The 13,980-nt window shown below is 61.2% G+C and carries 13 protein-coding genes and 1 pseudogene; 10 read left to right on the top strand and 4 right to left on the bottom strand.

Features of this window, described 5'->3' with window-relative positions; all coding sequences use genetic code 11:
• Positions 1-33 precede the first annotated feature (33 nt).
• The 4 genes and pseudogenes from R6254_RS10250 to R6254_RS10235 form a co-directional block, all read left to right on the top strand.
• Positions 34-837, top strand: a complete 804-nt coding sequence (locus R6254_RS10250) for a maleate cis-trans isomerase family protein (RefSeq protein WP_318406532.1) — start codon at positions 34-36, stop codon at positions 835-837.
• A gap of 24 nt (positions 838-861) precedes the next feature.
• Positions 862-1,851, top strand: a complete 990-nt coding sequence (locus tag R6254_RS10245) for a tripartite tricarboxylate transporter substrate binding protein (protein WP_318406531.1) — start codon at positions 862-864, stop codon at positions 1,849-1,851.
• A 510-nt stretch (positions 1,852-2,361) separates the two neighbouring features.
• Positions 2,362-2,499, top strand: a complete 138-nt coding sequence (locus R6254_RS10240; protein ID WP_318406530.1) for a hypothetical protein — start codon at positions 2,362-2,364, stop codon at positions 2,497-2,499.
• A 98-nt stretch (positions 2,500-2,597) separates the two neighbouring features.
• Positions 2,598-2,726, top strand: a pseudogene (locus R6254_RS10235) (IS30 family transposase); the annotation flags it as partial.
• A gap of 86 nt (positions 2,727-2,812) precedes the next feature.
• On the opposite strand, the gene R6254_RS10230 reads toward R6254_RS10235, so the two are convergent.
• Complete coding sequence (locus tag R6254_RS10230; protein WP_318406528.1) at positions 2,813-2,992, bottom strand: hypothetical protein; 180 nt, start codon at positions 2,990-2,992, stop codon at positions 2,813-2,815.
• 296 nt (positions 2,993-3,288) lie between these two features.
• On the bottom strand, positions 3,289-6,123 hold the full coding sequence (polA, locus tag R6254_RS10225) for a DNA polymerase I (protein ID WP_318406527.1): 2,835 nt from the start codon (positions 6,121-6,123) through the stop codon (positions 3,289-3,291).
• A 53-nt stretch (positions 6,124-6,176) separates the two neighbouring features.
• Here polA and R6254_RS10220 point away from each other — a divergent pair, with 53 nt between their 5' ends.
• The 4 genes from R6254_RS10220 to R6254_RS10205 all read left to right on the top strand — a co-directional run bounded on the left by R6254_RS10220 (position 6,177) and on the right by R6254_RS10205 (position 9,177).
• The gene (locus R6254_RS10220; protein WP_318406526.1) at positions 6,177-6,548 is read left to right on the top strand and encodes a hypothetical protein; all 372 of its coding nucleotides are present in this window, start codon (positions 6,177-6,179) and stop codon (positions 6,546-6,548) included.
• A gap of 33 nt (positions 6,549-6,581) precedes the next feature.
• Positions 6,582-7,568 (top strand): homoserine kinase, encoded by a 987-nt coding sequence (locus R6254_RS10215; protein ID WP_318406524.1) that lies wholly within the window; start codon positions 6,582-6,584, stop codon positions 7,566-7,568.
• A gap of 122 nt (positions 7,569-7,690) precedes the next feature.
• Complete coding sequence (locus tag R6254_RS10210) at positions 7,691-8,461, top strand: BPSS1780 family membrane protein (RefSeq protein WP_318406522.1); 771 nt, start codon at positions 7,691-7,693, stop codon at positions 8,459-8,461.
• On the top strand, positions 8,458-9,177 hold the full coding sequence (locus R6254_RS10205; RefSeq protein WP_318406520.1) for a FecR family protein: 720 nt from the start codon (positions 8,458-8,460) through the stop codon (positions 9,175-9,177). The genes R6254_RS10210 and R6254_RS10205 overlap by 4 nt, the downstream gene beginning before the upstream one ends.
• Before the next feature lie 23 nt (positions 9,178-9,200).
• Here R6254_RS10205 and R6254_RS10200 read toward each other — a convergent pair whose 3' ends face one another.
• Both R6254_RS10200 and R6254_RS10195 read right to left on the bottom strand, forming a co-directional pair.
• Positions 9,201-9,560 carry a hypothetical protein gene (locus R6254_RS10200; RefSeq protein WP_318406519.1) on the bottom strand — a complete coding sequence of 120 codons (360 nt, stop codon included), beginning with the start codon at positions 9,558-9,560 and terminating at the stop codon, positions 9,201-9,203.
• A gap of 76 nt (positions 9,561-9,636) precedes the next feature.
• Complete coding sequence (locus R6254_RS10195; RefSeq protein ID WP_318406518.1) at positions 9,637-12,072, bottom strand: UvrD-helicase domain-containing protein; 2,436 nt, start codon at positions 12,070-12,072, stop codon at positions 9,637-9,639.
• A gap of 55 nt (positions 12,073-12,127) precedes the next feature.
• On the opposite strand from R6254_RS10195, the gene R6254_RS10190 reads away from it, so the two are divergent.
• Positions 12,128-12,802, top strand: a complete 675-nt coding sequence (locus tag R6254_RS10190; protein ID WP_318406516.1) for a hypothetical protein — start codon at positions 12,128-12,130, stop codon at positions 12,800-12,802.
• A 199-nt stretch (positions 12,803-13,001) separates the two neighbouring features.
• Positions 13,002-13,979 (top strand): GMP reductase, encoded by a 978-nt coding sequence (locus tag R6254_RS10185; RefSeq protein WP_318406514.1) that lies wholly within the window; start codon positions 13,002-13,004, stop codon positions 13,977-13,979.
• Position 13,980 lies beyond the last annotated feature (1 nt).

Below are 13,980 nucleotides of genomic sequence, written 5' to 3'. Positions count from 1 at the left end.
ATTTCCCTCAATTACATAGTCAAAAGGCAATTTATGAATGCATTCCAGAAGGGTATCGAAGAGATTTCCGGCTCCACGCACGACAGTGAGCGTTACGTCAACGCACTCGGCCCGCGCGGCGTCATCGGTGTGATGACGCCCGGCCCTAACGTCAACGTTGAGAACGAAATGATGGACATGCGTCCCCGCGGCGTGATTAACGCGATCGACCGGTATTACGTGCCCAACCAAAAGATCGCGCAGGACGAGGATTGGTCGGTCATCATGCGCAATGTCGCTGTCAATCTGGACGACTCCGTGCGCCGCCTCAAGGAGGCACTGATTGACCACCTGGTGCTCGGCATGTCCTCACAAAGCTATATGGGCGGCGAGGCAGGCAGCTTCGCGCTGCAGGAACATCTCGAGAAACTCTCAGGATTGCAAGTGACGATGGGCGCGCAATCGGCTGAGCAGGCTTTCAGGCTGTGCGGCGCGAAGAAGATCGCACTGCTCACACCGTACTACCCGGTCATTGAGAAAAATGCGGTCAACTATTTCACGGCGCGTGGCTTTGAGGTAGTGCATGTCGAAGGGCTTAAGTGCAAGAGCATTATCCATGTGGCTTCCCAGACATACGAGCAATTGGCTGAAGCCACGTTGCGCTGCGAAGCGGCCAAGCCCGATGCGATCCTGCAACTGGGCACCAATTTGGCCTATGCCCGTGTAGCCAACGACGCGGAGAAATGGTTGAAAAAACCGGTGTTCGCCTCAGGCCCCGTCATCTACTGGTCGGCCCTACGCAAGATGGGCATCACAGACCAGTTTCCCGGCTTCGGCAGCCTGACCGAATTCCACTGAACACCCCAACATAGGAAACAAAGCATGAACAAAAGACGAAGCGTGCTCGCCGTTGGCATGAAGCTGGGCGTTTGGGTTGCGCTGGCACTGCCTTTGCTGGCGTCTGCACAAGAAAGCTGGCCCACCAAGCCGATCACACTGCTCGTGGGCTTTGCTCCAGGCGGTGGCACCGATCTGATTGCCCGGCAGATCGCCCCTAGGTTGTCCGAACTACTCAAGCAACCGGTGGTCATCGAGAACCGTGCCGGCGCAAGCGGCGCAATCGCGGCGGCCGTAGCCGCGAAGGCCCGGCCGGATGGCTATACGCTCCTGCTGGGCCACGTCAGCTCGAACGCGATGGTGCCCGCCATCACGCCCAAGCTGCCGTATGCGGCCGCGCGCGACTTCGCGGCTATCACGCTGATTGGCAGCGTTCCGCAGGTGGTGGTCGTCCCCACCAGCTCGCCCGCGAAGACGCTGCAGGAGTTCATTGCGCTCGCCAAGTCCAAGGCCGGCCGCCTGAACTACGCGTCCTCAGGATCGGGCACACAGCAGCACTTCGCGGCTGAGTTGTTCCAGCAAGCAACGATGACCACCATGACGCACATTCCCTACAAAGGCAGTGGCGCAGCTCTCATCGACTTAATCGCAGGTCAGGTCGATGTCAACTTCGACACCGTGCCGGCGGTACTCCAGCAAATAAGATCGGGCAAATTGCGTGCACTGGCCGTCACCACGCGTCATCGCGCCGCGAGCCTTCCTGATGTACCAACCGTGATGGAGGCCGGTGTGCCAGACTACGAGATAGGTGCTTGGTACATGCTTATGGGCCAGGCCGGCTTGCCGAAGCCTATCGTCGATGCACTCGCCGATGCGATGAACAAGACGCTGCAGGCGCCAGACGTCCGGGAGAAGCTTGTCTCGCTCGGCACCGACATCGCTGGTGGATCGCCCCAGCAGGCGCAGGTTTATTTGAGTTCCGAGATCGCGCGTTGGAGCAAGTTGGCCGCGGACAAGCGGATCGTTGCAGAGTAATCCGGCAAAGCTGTCAGAGCAAACCAGCGCCTGGCGGTTGTTGCAAAGCGTCCGCACCGGCCATCAGGCGCTCCAATTCCCGCGAGAAGAGGGCATAAGGCAGTGGCTCGAACGTTTGGCGCGGCGCTGGCTCCCGACGTCCACCGTGCAGGATCGACCTGATCGGTCGCGCCGGTAAAGATGGATTCTCCCTGCTGGTGTTGTCCATTGCATGTTAGTGCTGATGCAAAACTAACCACCTAAACCGCAAAGGGAGGTGCGGCAGAAATTTTGGACTGGTTTCTGCCGCACCCCCCTGGTCAAATTTGCATCGGCAGCAACAAAGTACTGGCATTAGCCGTCACATTTAGCGGTCGGGGCGAATTTGAGCCGCCGCCTGTCCGATTGCCGTCCCAGTGGGACTTGTGCGGGCCGTTGTTCCCGCTTTTGACCTTCGCGGCCCAAACTCGATCCAAAATTTCACGAACGCTAGGCTAGCCACGCATCTCGGTTGACCAGGTTGACGACGTCATGGTGCTGCAACAGATGCTTGCTGGCCTCTTGCGGGAGCACCCTTTGGTGCGAATTGAACTCACAAACGATGAAGGTTTCATCGACATTGTCGAACGTGGTTTCGATGCGGGCAACCCAACTGAAAGCTTTGATTGAATACGTGAGCCGGTTAGCTCCCTCGCCAGGGCCATCGTAATCCAAGCGGTCGAGCATTTGCCAACGATTGTTAGTCGAGCCTATGGGGCGGAATATCGGACATATCGGGTTACTCGCAGACGCAGCTCAATGCGGTGGCAAGAAGGTTGAACGAGCGCCCGAGGAAGACCCTAAACTACGAAACGCCTGCTGAAAGATTCAGCCAACTTGTTGCATCGACCGGTTGAATCCACCGCCGTATTCTGACATCTAACCGAGTGCCCGCTTCTGGCCGAAATCAGCCCCTCACACGCTCCACGCCCCCCAACGTATCTCACAACCACCGCACCGCCGCAGCCAACACCGCCAAGCGGGCGTCGAGCACCAGGGCGGTGCCTGAAGCGAAGTTATTCATCACCGTCAACGCCGACAGTAGCGCCACAGTGATGGCGCCGGCCACGCGGGCCATACGTGGGTTGTTCAGCCAGCGGGCCGGCACGGCGATGCCCGCCAATTTGATGAGATAGGCAGCAGCACGGGCCGGCAGGATGGCGTACCTGCGTCGGTCTTGAATACCAACCCCTGCGCGGGCTCGGTGTCGGGGGCGTGACCACCACAGTCAACAGCCCCATACGCACGGCCGGGGTCAAGGCCGTGGTGCGCGGAGGACGGTCAGGTGACGGGGAATGAGGGGGGATAACTCATTTTTTGATAGCTACCAGCGGACGATCTACAAGGGTTTCAGACACAAGGTTCTCAAAATTCCCTGTGGTAGGGCGCAATGCGCTTCTCGTTCAATAGCATTACTTGTCAGTGCGCTTTTTCCCAATTCGGCCCGAAGCCAATTTCGGCCAGCAGCGGCACCTTGAGTTCAGCCACGCCGGCCATCAGGCGCGGAATCTCGGTCTTCACCCATTCAACCTCGGTCTCGGGCACCTCGAACACCAGTTCATCGTGCACCTGCATGATCATTTTGGTGGCGCGGTTTTCAGCGTCCAGCACCTTTTGCACGGCGTTCATGCTGAGCTTGATCAGGTCGGCCGCCGTGCCCTGCATGGGCGCGTTGATGGCCTGGCGTTCGGCGGCCTTTTTACGCGGCCCGTTGCCGCCGGCGATCTCGGGCAGCTGCAGGCGGCGGCCAAACACGGTCTCGACGAAACGGTGTTCCTGGGCAAACAGCACGGTTTCGTCCATATAGGTTTTGACACCAGGGTAGCGCTGGAAGTAGCGGTCTATGTAGGCGGCCGCGGCCTTGGTTTCAATGCCCAGATTTTTCGCCAGGCCAAAGCTGCTCATGCCGTAAATCAGGCCGAAGTTGATGACCTTGGCGTAGCGGCGCTGCTCGCTGCTGACCTGATCGACCGGCACGCCAAAGACCTCGGCGGCGGTGGCGCGGTGCACGTCCAGACCCTCGGTGAAGGCGTGCAGCAAAGCTTCGTCGCCGCTGATGTGGGCCATGATGCGCAGCTCGATCTGCGAGTAGTCGGCGCTGGCGATCACGCTGCCCGCGGGCGCCACAAAGGCCTCGCGCACACGGCGGCCCTCGGCGGTGCGTACAGGAATGTTTTGCAGGTTGGGGTCGTTGCTGGACAGCCGGCCGGTGACGGCCACGGCCTGCGCGTAGTGGGTGTGGACACGGCCCGTCTTCGGGTTGGCCAGTTGCGCCAGTTTGTCGGTATAAGTGCTTTTGAGCTTGCTGAGCGAGCGGTGCTCCAGCAGCTTGGCCGGTAGCGGGTAGTCTTCGGCGAGTTTTTCCAGCACTTCCTCATCGGTGCTGCGCGCGCCACTGGGGGTCTTCTTGACCACCGGCATGCCCAGCTTGTCAAAGAAAATCTCGCCCAGTTGTTTGGGGCTGCCGAGGTTGAAGGGCTGGCCGGCAATCTCGTAGGCCTCGGCTTCGAGTTGCAAAATGCGCGTGCCCAGTTCGCCGCTTTGTTTGGCCAGCATGGGTGCGTCTATCAGCACGCCGTTGCGCTCTATGCGGTACAGCGTTTCGCTGCTTTGCATCTCCAGCTCATAAATGAAACGCAGCTTGTCGTTCGCCTCCAGTTGCGGCCACAAGACGCGGTGCACGTCCAGCGTCTGGTCGGAGTCTTCACACGAATACTCAGCGGCCTTGGCGATATCGACCTGGTTGAACTTGATCTGGTGCACGCCCTTGCCGCACAGGTCTTCGTAATTGATGCCGCTGCGCCCCAGATGGCGGTCGGCCAGGCTGGCCAGGCCATGCGGCTTGTTCACCTCCAGCACATAACTTTGCAGCATGGTGTCGTGCGCGTAGCCCTGCACCTCGATGCCGTGGTTGGCAAACACATGGCGGTCGTATTTGACATGCTGGCCGAGTTTTTTCTTGGCGCCGTTTTCCAGCCAGGGCTTGAGCCGTGCCAGCACGTCATCGCGCGGCAGCTGCGCCGGCGCATCGGGGTAGTCGTGCGTCAGCGGAATATAGGCGGCCTCGCCGGGCGTGACGCTGAAACTCAGGCCGACAATCTGGGCCACCATTTCGTCGAGCGAGGTCGTTTCGGTGTCCAGCGCTACCAGGTCGGCGGCTTCGATTTTGGCCAGCCAGGTGTCAAAAGCATCCCAGGTAAAAATCGTGTCGTAGTGCACCTTGCTGGCCGGTGCGCGGGCTTCGGTCCCCTCGCCCGGTGCCTCTTCCGACTCGGACGCGAACATATCGGTGGTGTCGGTGTCGCCCTTGGGTTTGGCGGACTTGGCCGCCTTGGGGGCTGCTGCCGAATCGGCGCTGGCAGCCGCGTCGCCGCCTATAGAGCGGACCAGGCCCTTGAAGCCATATTTTTCATAAAAAGACTTCAAGGCCTCGGTCTGCTGGTCGCCTATGGCGATGGCATCCATCGCAGGCAGGCCGGCGATGTAGTCGGACAGCTCGCAATCCTTCTTGATGGTCACCAGCGCCCGGCCCGTGGGCAGCCAGTCCAGCGAACTGCGCAGGTTCTCGCCGACCACGCCCTTGATCTCGCCGGCACGGGCCACCAGGGCATCGAGCGAGCCGTATTCGAGCAGCCACTTCACGGCGGTCTTGGGGCCCACCTTGGGCACGCCAGGCACGTTGTCCACGGTGTCGCCGACCAGGGTCTGGTAGTCCACCATCAGGCGCGGCGGCACGCCAAACTCGGCCTCGACGCCGGCCAGGTCACGGCGCCTGTCGTTCATGGTGTCGATGACGGTGATGTGTTCATCGACCAGCTGGCTCAAGTCCTTGTCGCCACTGGAAATAATGACTTCAATGCCCTGCTGCGAGCCCAGGCAGGCCAGCGTACCGATGACGTCATCGGCTTCCACGCCGGGCACGGCCAGCACCTTCCAGCCCAGGAGCTGCACCACCTCGTGAATCGGCTCGACCTGGCTGCGCAAATCGTCCGGCATGGGCGAGCGCTGGGCCTTGTACTCGGCGTAAATTTCATCGCGAAAAGTCGGGCCTTTGGCGTCAAACACACACACGGCGTAGTCGGCCCGCACGTCTTTGCGCAGCTTTTGCATCATGTTGATCATGCCGCGTATGGCGCCCGTGGCTGGGCTGTTGGGGTCGCCCGGGTCGGCCCGCAGATCGGGCATGGCGTGGAAAGCGCGGTACAGGTAGCTGGAGCCGTCCACCAGCAGAAGTGTTTTTTTGTCGGTGCTCATGGGCCTGATTGTCAGCTATATCCACAGGCGGGCCAGCGTCCTACAATGGACCCATGCAACACCCTATTTGCTCCCTCCTGCTCGTTGGCGCCGCTGCGGCATGGACCGGCGCCCCGGCTTTGGCCCAGACGGCGACACCGACACAGTCGCTCGCCCCCGCGCCTGCCCTGGAGCCCGGCACCAACCCGACCAGCCGCCGGCCGGAGCCCGCCATCCAGCGCATCCACGTCGAAGATGCCGGTTCGCGCATCGACGAGTTGCGGGTGGGCGGTGAAACACAAAGTATCACCGTGCAGTCCAAGGCCAATGTCCCGGCCTATGAAGTCTTGCCCTCCGACGACGCCAAGGGCGGCGGCACGGCCCCCGCCAAATCGGGCGGCGTGGGCGCGACCGGCAGCCGTGTCTGGAACGTGTTCAAGTTTTAATTTTTGCTTTAGTTTCAGGTTTCAGTTTCAGGCATGGCCGTTTACACCGAAGTCTCGTTCGACGAGGCCGCTCCCCTTTTGCAATCTCTCGGACTGGGGCAGCTACAAACCATCACCGCTTGCGCGGGTGGCATAGAAAACACCAACTACTTTGTCGACACCGACCAGGGTCGCTATGTGCTGACGCTGTTCGAGCGCCTGACCTTTGAGCAGTTGCCGTTTTACTTGTATTTGATGCAACACCTGGCGCAGCACGGCATTCCGGTGCCCGAGCCCCATGCCCTGGTGAGCACCAAAGCCGGCAAACCCGGCGACATCCTGCTCAAGCTCAAAGACAAACCCGCCGCCGTGGTGAACCGCCTGCGCGGCCGCAGCGAACTGGCGCCCACGCCGGCCCACTGCGCGGCCGTCGGCGACATGCTGGCGCGTATGCACCTGGCCGGGCTCGATTACCCGCGCCAGCAGCCCAATCTGCGCGGCCTGGCCTGGTGGAACGAAACCGTGCCTGTGGTCCTGCCCCACCTCGATCCGGCGCAAAACCGCCTGATCCTGTCCGAGCTGGCTTACCAGAACCATGTGGCGGCCTCATCGGCCTGCCAGGCCTTGCCGCGCGGGCCGGTGCATGCCGACCTGTTTCGCGATAACGTGATGTTCGACCGCAAAGGCGACAGCCTGGAGCTGACCGGATTTTTTGACTTTTATTTTGCCGGCTGGGATGCTTTCCTGTTCGACATCGGCGTCACCCTGAACGACTGGTGTGTGGACCTGGCCACAGGCGCACATGATGCCGAACGCGCGCAGGCCTTCATGGCCGCCTACCAGGCGGTGCGCCGCCTGAGCCCGCAGGAGCGCAGCTTGCTGCCGGCCATGTTGCGCGCCGGCGCCCTGCGTTTCTGGATTTCACGCTTGTGGGACTTTCACCTGCCGCGCGAAGCCGCGGTGTTGCAAGCCCACGATCCCGGCCATTTCGAACGTGTATTGCGCCAGCGTATAAGCCATCCTTACAGCCTGCAAGACTGAGGCTGGGCGCCAAGTTGCCGGCAGCAGCAGACAATGGCTGCCGACCCCGTTTTTTTTAAAGCAAACTTCCCCGCGCCCGTGAACCTGGACCGCCCTGAACCTCTCAACATGCAACCTTCGCAATGAAACTCAACATCGTTCCCGCAAGCACCGGCATCACATGGGTCAAGCTCGGCATCCAGACATTTTTCAAGCAACCCCTGGCTTTGTCAGGCCTGTTTTTCCTGTACATGGCAACCGCCACACTGGCCTCGCTGATTCCTGTGGTCGGTGTGGTGCTGGCCCTGGCCATCGTGCCGGCCGCCACGCTGGGCCTGATGGCCGCCACCTTGGAGGCCACCAAGGGGAAATTCCCCATGCCCACCATCCTGGTCACCGCCTTCCGGGCCGGCCAGCAGCGCGGCCGGGCCATGCTGATTTTGGGGTTTCTGTATGCAGCGGCCTGCCTGGTGGTGGTGTCCGTGGTGCCGCTGTTTTTTGATGCCCCGGTCAGCCGCGAAAGTGCACTGTCGCCCGAAATGCAGGGGACGATGCTGGTTGTCATGGCGCTTTACCTGCCGATCTCGATCTTGTTCTGGCATGCGCCCGCGCTGGTGCACTGGCATGGCGTGCCGCCGGTCAAAAGCCTGTTTTTCAGCGCCGTCGTGTGTTTCCGGAATGCCGGCGCCTACGCCGTGTTCGGCATCACCTGGATGGTGGTGCTGATGGTGGTCGGGGTTGCCGTCACGGTGGTGGCCGGCCTGCTGGCCAGCCCCGAAGCCGCGGCTGCGCTGATCATGCCCATCGCCTTGCTGATGGCGGCCATGTTTTCGACCTCGATTTATTTCACCTTCCGCGACAGTTTTGAGGCTTCCCCGGCCGACGATCCCCTTACGCCCGAACAAACACCATGACCCAACACCTGCTGCTAGGCCGACAAGAAAAAGAAATTTTGTGGTTCCAGCGGCGGGATACGCTCAAGGCGGCCGCGGCCTGGCTGGCCCTGGGCGGCTTGCCTGCCGCGATGGCGCAGCAGCGCAGCAACATCGTGCAACTCCAGGGTGACGCCCTGCTCAATGGCGGCCGCCTGAGCCCGCAACAAACGATACAAACCGGTGACGAGATCCGCACCGGGCCCGGCGCCCACCTGATTTTTGTGATCGGCCATGCGGCCTTCCATGTGCGGCAGAACTCGCAACTTTCGGTGGGGCGCGGCGCCACACTCAACACCGTCAGCCTGCTACGGCTGGTGAGCGGCGCGGTGGCCAGTGTCTGGGGCCCAGGGGTCAACCGCGGCATCGTCATGCCAACTCTGTCGGCCGGCATACGTGGCACCGGCGTCTACGCCGAAATTTTTGCCGCCCAGGGCCAGCGCAATTATTTTTGCAACTGTTATGGCACGGTCAAGCTGGATGCGGGCCGTGAAAAACGAGTTTCCGAAGCGCAATACCACCAGGCGTTCTGGGCCGACGCCGAACCCCAACAGGGCCGTCGCCTGAGCCCGGCCCCGGCGCTGAACCACACCGACGAAGAAGTGGAATTTCTCGCCGGCCTGGTCGACCAGCGCACGGCCTGGCAAATCGCCGGCCGAAAAGGCATCAAGGACGGCCGCGGAAAAATGGCGTATTGAGGCAACCCTTGGCCCGGGAAGCCTCAGGCCGCGTAACGCACTTCCAGGATTTCGTAGTCCAGCGCTTCCCGGTACACCTTGGCGTCATGCAGCGCCAGGTGCAGCAAAATTTTCGTAGCATGGGCTTTGACGACGCGGTGCAACAAAGCACCTACCACCACCAGAGGCAAACCAATCCACGGGTAACCCGACAGGCCCAGCGCCGTGCCTATGCCCAGCAGGGGCAGCGAGATCCCCACGACAAACAAGCGGTGTTTGACGTATTTCTGGGCGCGCTCGGGGTTCACGATCAGGCGAAAACGACCGGCGGGTACGCCGCTGCGAAATTCCTGGTGCGGCACCTCGGCAGGTAAAGATTCAGCGCTTGTCTCGGTCTCGTTCATTGTTGTCTCGCTGGCTGCAGGTCCATGAGCCGCAGGCTGATGCCTGTGGGCCTATCTTAACCAGACGCTGACGACGCTAGACGATGGTCAGCTTGGCCACACTCAGCGCCAGCCATTTCACGCCGTGGCGCGGGAAGTTGATCTGGGCCCGGGCGTCGTCACCACTGCCTTCCAGCATCAAGACCTTGCCCTCACCAAACTTGGCGTGAAAAACGGCCATGCCGCTTTTCAGGCCATGCGAAGGTGTGTTGCGCTGCGGCGGCACCGGCGGGCTGGCAAATCGCTCGCCCCCCGCATTTCTTGAGGAAAAAGCGGCCGCAGCCCAATCGCTACGGGCGCCACCAGCTCCTGAATTGCTAGCGCCTTGCCAGCCGCCAGAGTGCCCGCCATAAGCCGGTGCAAAACCCTGGTTTTTCGGCGTGATCCACTTGAGCGCACTTTCTGGCAACTCGTCGAAAAAGCGGCTCTTCAGGTTGTAACGCGTCTGGCCGTGCAACATGCGGGTCTGCGAGTGGCTCAGGTACAAACGCTTGCGGGCGCGTGTGATGGCGACATACATCAGGCGGCGTTCTTCCTCGATGCCACCGGCGTCGCTGAGGGAGTTTTCGTGCGGAAAGATGCCGTCTTCCAGCCCGGTGATAAACACACAGTCAAACTCCAGTCCCTTGGACGAATGCACCGTCATCAGTTGCACCGCATCCTGGCCAGCCTTCGCCTGGTTGTCGCCGGCCTCCAGCGCGGCGTGGGTCAGGAAAGCGGCCAGCGGCGACAAGGTCTCGCCGGTTTCGCTGTCGGGCGCCAGGGCCTCTGGCAAGGGCTCATCCAGCAAGAACGCCGACGGGTCCAGGCCCTGGCTGGCTGGCGACTGGCGCAGGGCGGCGCCAAGTTCATCCACCGGCAAGGCCACAGCGTCGCGGCCAAAACCTTCCTGGCTCACAAAGGACTCGGCGGCGTTGACCAGTTCGGCCAGATTCTCCAGCCTGTCCTCGCCTTCTTTTTCCAGCTTGTAGTGTTCTTCAAGGCCGCTGTGTTGCAACACCAGTTCGATGATTTCACGCAAGGTCAAACCCGCGGTCTGCTCACGCAACACATCGAGCTTGGCCACAAAAGCGCCCAGGTTGGCGCCGGCCTTGCCCGGCACCGCGCTCACGCCGTCATGCAGGGAGCAGCCGGCGGCACGCGCCACGTCCTGCAACTGCTCCACCGTGCGTGCACCAATGCCGCGCGGCGGAAAGTTGACGACACGCATGAAACTGGTGTCGTCGTTCGGGTTCTCCAGCAGGCGCAGATAGGCCAGCGCATGTTTGATTTCAGCACGTTCGAAAAAGCGCAGGCCGCCATACACGCGGTAAGGCACACCGGCGTTGAACAGCGCGGTTTCCATGACCCGGCTTTGCGCATTGCTGCGGTATAGCAGCGCAATTTCTTTGCGCTCGGTGCCTTCGCGCACCAGTTGTTTGACCTCGTCGACAAACCACTGCGCCTCGGCAAAATCGCTGGTCGATTCATACACACGCACCGGTTCGCCCGGACCGGCTTCGGTACTCAGGTTTTTACCCAGGCGTTTGCTGTTGTGACTGATGAGTTCGTTGGCCGAATCGAGGATGTTGCCGAAGCTACGGTAATTACGCTCCAGCTTGATCTGGTGCGTGACATTGAATTCGCGCACAAAGTCGGTCATGTTGCCGACGCGGGCACCGCGGAAGGCGTAAATACTCTGGTCATCGTCGCCCACGGCCACGACCGAACCACCGGGGATGGTGCTGGCGCCGGCCTCATCGCCCTGCCCGGCCAGCATCTTGATCCAGGCATATTGCAGCTTGTTGGTGTCCTGGAACTCATCGATCAGGATATGGCGAAAGCGCCGCTGGTAATGCTCGCGCACCGGCGCGTTGTCACGCAGCAACTCGTAGCTGCGCAACATCAGCTCGCCGAAATCGACCACCCCTTCACGCTGGCACTGTTCTTCGTAGAGCGCGTAAATTTCGGCTTTTTTGCGGCTTTCCTCATCGCGCACCGTCAGGTCTTTGGCGCGCTGCCCGTCTTCCTTGCAGGCGGCGATAAACCACTGCAACTGCTTGGGCGGAAAACGCTCGTCGTCGACGTTGAACTGCTTGCACAGGCGTTTGATGGCCGAGAGCTGGTCTTGTGTGTCCAGGATCTGGAAGGTCGACGGCAGATTCGCCAGCTTGTAATGCGCGCGCAGAAAACGGTTGCACAGGCCGTGGAAAGTGCCTATCCACATGCCGCGCACATTGACCGGCAACATGGCCGAGAGCCGCGCCAGCATCTCCTTGGCCGCCTTGTTGGTGAAGGTCACGGCCAGGATGCCGCCTGGCGAGACCTGGCCGGTTTGTAGCAGCCAGGCGATACGTGTGGTCAACACCCGGGTCTTGCCGGAACCGGCACCGGCCAGAATCAGCGCATGGGTCGCGGGTAAAGTGACCGCAGCCAGTTGCTCCGGATTAAGATTTTGTAAAAGAGGGGAGCTTGATGCGACGTCTGAGAACATCCCTCATTGTAGAAAGCCCCAGATGCAGTGTTTGTTTCCGCTTCGGTTAACCTTTTTGGCACTTTTGTGCCTGGTGCAGCTCGCTCAGGCGCAGTCCTCCTGTGCCAGCGACGGCCAGCCCGTGCCCACGGCCCTGGTGGAGCGTTTCATCAACGCCGACTGCGCTGATTGCTGGACCGACCCGGCCACACCCCGCCTGCGGCGCGGCGAGTTGGCGCTGGACTGGGTCACCCCCGGCGACCTGGGCGAAGACGCGCCGCTGTCGGCCGTGGCCAACCGTGACGCGCTGGCGCGGCTGCAAGTGCTTGGCCATAAGGTCCCGCCAACGCACTGGACCAGCACCAGCCCGGTGGCGACGCGTCAGGCCGGCGTGTTGCGCGTGGCCCATGGTTTGCCGCTGTCCGGCTATGTGGGTGCCTCCATAGAACTCAAGGCCCTGCCTCGCCAGGCCGGCAGCCCGCCCTGGAGCGCCTGGCTAGCGCTGGTGGAAACCCTTCCGGCCGGGACCGAAGGTTCGCCGGTCACCCGAAATCTTGTCAAAAACCTGCTCCAGCCCCATTGGGATGGACGTGAGCAGCTATTAAAAAATGAGCAAATCCGCTTTGAGGATTCACGCGCCATGAACATCCCGCCCGGCATGAACACCGACCGCCTGCGACTCATAGGCTGGGTGCAGGACGCCAAAGGGCGCATCGTCGCCGCGGCGCAATCCCGCTGCCGCCAGCCCTGAGCGCCTTAGCTGCGGCCATTCGCCTTCACATATAACGGGTATATGCCCGCTTGTCTCGGAATCGCTCGCGCAAGTGGCTAGAATCAGTCACCGGGCCCAAGCAATTGCGCCCGGTTTTTTGTTTCTGCAGCACCTGCAGCAACAAGCCGGTCCAATCCAAGCGCCTTCTGTGTTCATCAATTCAGGAGCCTGGAAAAAAATGGAAATCTTCGACTACGACAATGTCTTGCTGCTGCCACGCAAATGCCGCGTGGAAAGCCGCTCCGAGTGTGACGCCGGCGTAACGCTGGGCGGGCGTAGCTTCCGCATCCCGGTGGTACCGGCCAACATGAAAACCGTGATCAATGAAGAGCTTTGCGTCTGGATGGCGCAAAACGGCTACTTTTATGTGATGCACCGTTTTGACCTGGACAACATCGCCTTCGTCAAACGCATGGCGGCCCAGGACGTGTATGCCTCGATCTCGCTGGGCGTCAAACAAGCCGACTACGACACGGTGGACAAACTGGTCGCCGAGGGCCTGGTGCCCGACTACATCACCATCGACATCGCCCACGGCCATGCCGACACGGTGCAGCGCATGATCGCCTGCCTGAAAGAAAAACTGCCAACCTCGTTTGTGATTGCCGGCAACGTCGGCACACCCGAGGCCATCATCGACCTGGAAAACTGGGGCGCGGACGCCACCAAGGTCGGCATAGGTCCCGGCAAGGTCTGCATCACCAAGATGAAAACCGGTTTTGGCACCGGCGGCTGGCAGCTGTCGGCGCTCAAATGGTGTGCACGTGTGGCGACCAAACCCATCATTGCCGATGGCGGTATCCGCGAACACGGCGACATTGCCAAGTCCATCCGTTTCGGCGCCACCATGGTGATGATTGGCTCCATGCTGGCCGGCCTGGAAGAAAGCCCCGGCAAAACCGTGGAGGTCGACGGCAAACTCTTCAAGGAGTATTACGGCAGCGCCTCGGACTTCAACAAGGGTGAATACAAACACGTCGAGGGCAAACGTATCCTGGAGCCGGTCAAGGGCAGCCTCAAGGACACCTTGCGCGAGATGGAAGAAGACGTGCAAAGCGCCATCAGTTATTCAGGCGGCAAAAAACTGATGGACATCCGCAAGGTGAACTACGTCATCCTGGGCGGCGACAACGCCGGCGAACACCTGCTGATGTAAA

The organism is Polaromonas potterensis (assembly GCF_033446725.1).
Taxonomy (GTDB): Bacteria; Pseudomonadota; Gammaproteobacteria; order Burkholderiales; family Burkholderiaceae_C; genus Polaromonas.
The sequence above is the reverse complement of the archived record's forward strand: the minus strand, read 5'-3'. Positions and strand labels throughout refer to the sequence as shown.

Coding starts and splice junctions, on each gene's coding strand:
- R6254_RS10250 (WP_318406532.1), top strand. CDS start 34: ATGAATGCATTCCAGAAGGGTATCGAAGAGATTTCCGGCTCCACGCAC.
- R6254_RS10245 (WP_318406531.1), top strand. CDS start 862: ATGAACAAAAGACGAAGCGTGCTCGCCGTTGGCATGAAGCTGGGCGTT.
- R6254_RS10240 (WP_318406530.1), top strand. CDS start 2,362: ATGGTGCTGCAACAGATGCTTGCTGGCCTCTTGCGGGAGCACCCTTTG.
- polA (WP_318406527.1), bottom strand. CDS start 6,123: ATGAGCACCGACAAAAAAACACTTCTGCTGGTGGACGGCTCCAGCTAC.
- R6254_RS10220 (WP_318406526.1), top strand. CDS start 6,177: ATGCAACACCCTATTTGCTCCCTCCTGCTCGTTGGCGCCGCTGCGGCA.
- R6254_RS10215 (WP_318406524.1), top strand. CDS start 6,582: ATGGCCGTTTACACCGAAGTCTCGTTCGACGAGGCCGCTCCCCTTTTG.
- R6254_RS10210 (WP_318406522.1), top strand. CDS start 7,691: ATGAAACTCAACATCGTTCCCGCAAGCACCGGCATCACATGGGTCAAG.
- R6254_RS10205 (WP_318406520.1), top strand. CDS start 8,458: ATGACCCAACACCTGCTGCTAGGCCGACAAGAAAAAGAAATTTTGTGG.
- R6254_RS10200 (WP_318406519.1), bottom strand. CDS start 9,560: ATGAACGAGACCGAGACAAGCGCTGAATCTTTACCTGCCGAGGTGCCG.
- R6254_RS10195 (WP_318406518.1), bottom strand. CDS start 12,072: ATGTTCTCAGACGTCGCATCAAGCTCCCCTCTTTTACAAAATCTTAAT.
- R6254_RS10185 (WP_318406514.1), top strand. CDS start 13,002: ATGGAAATCTTCGACTACGACAATGTCTTGCTGCTGCCACGCAAATGC.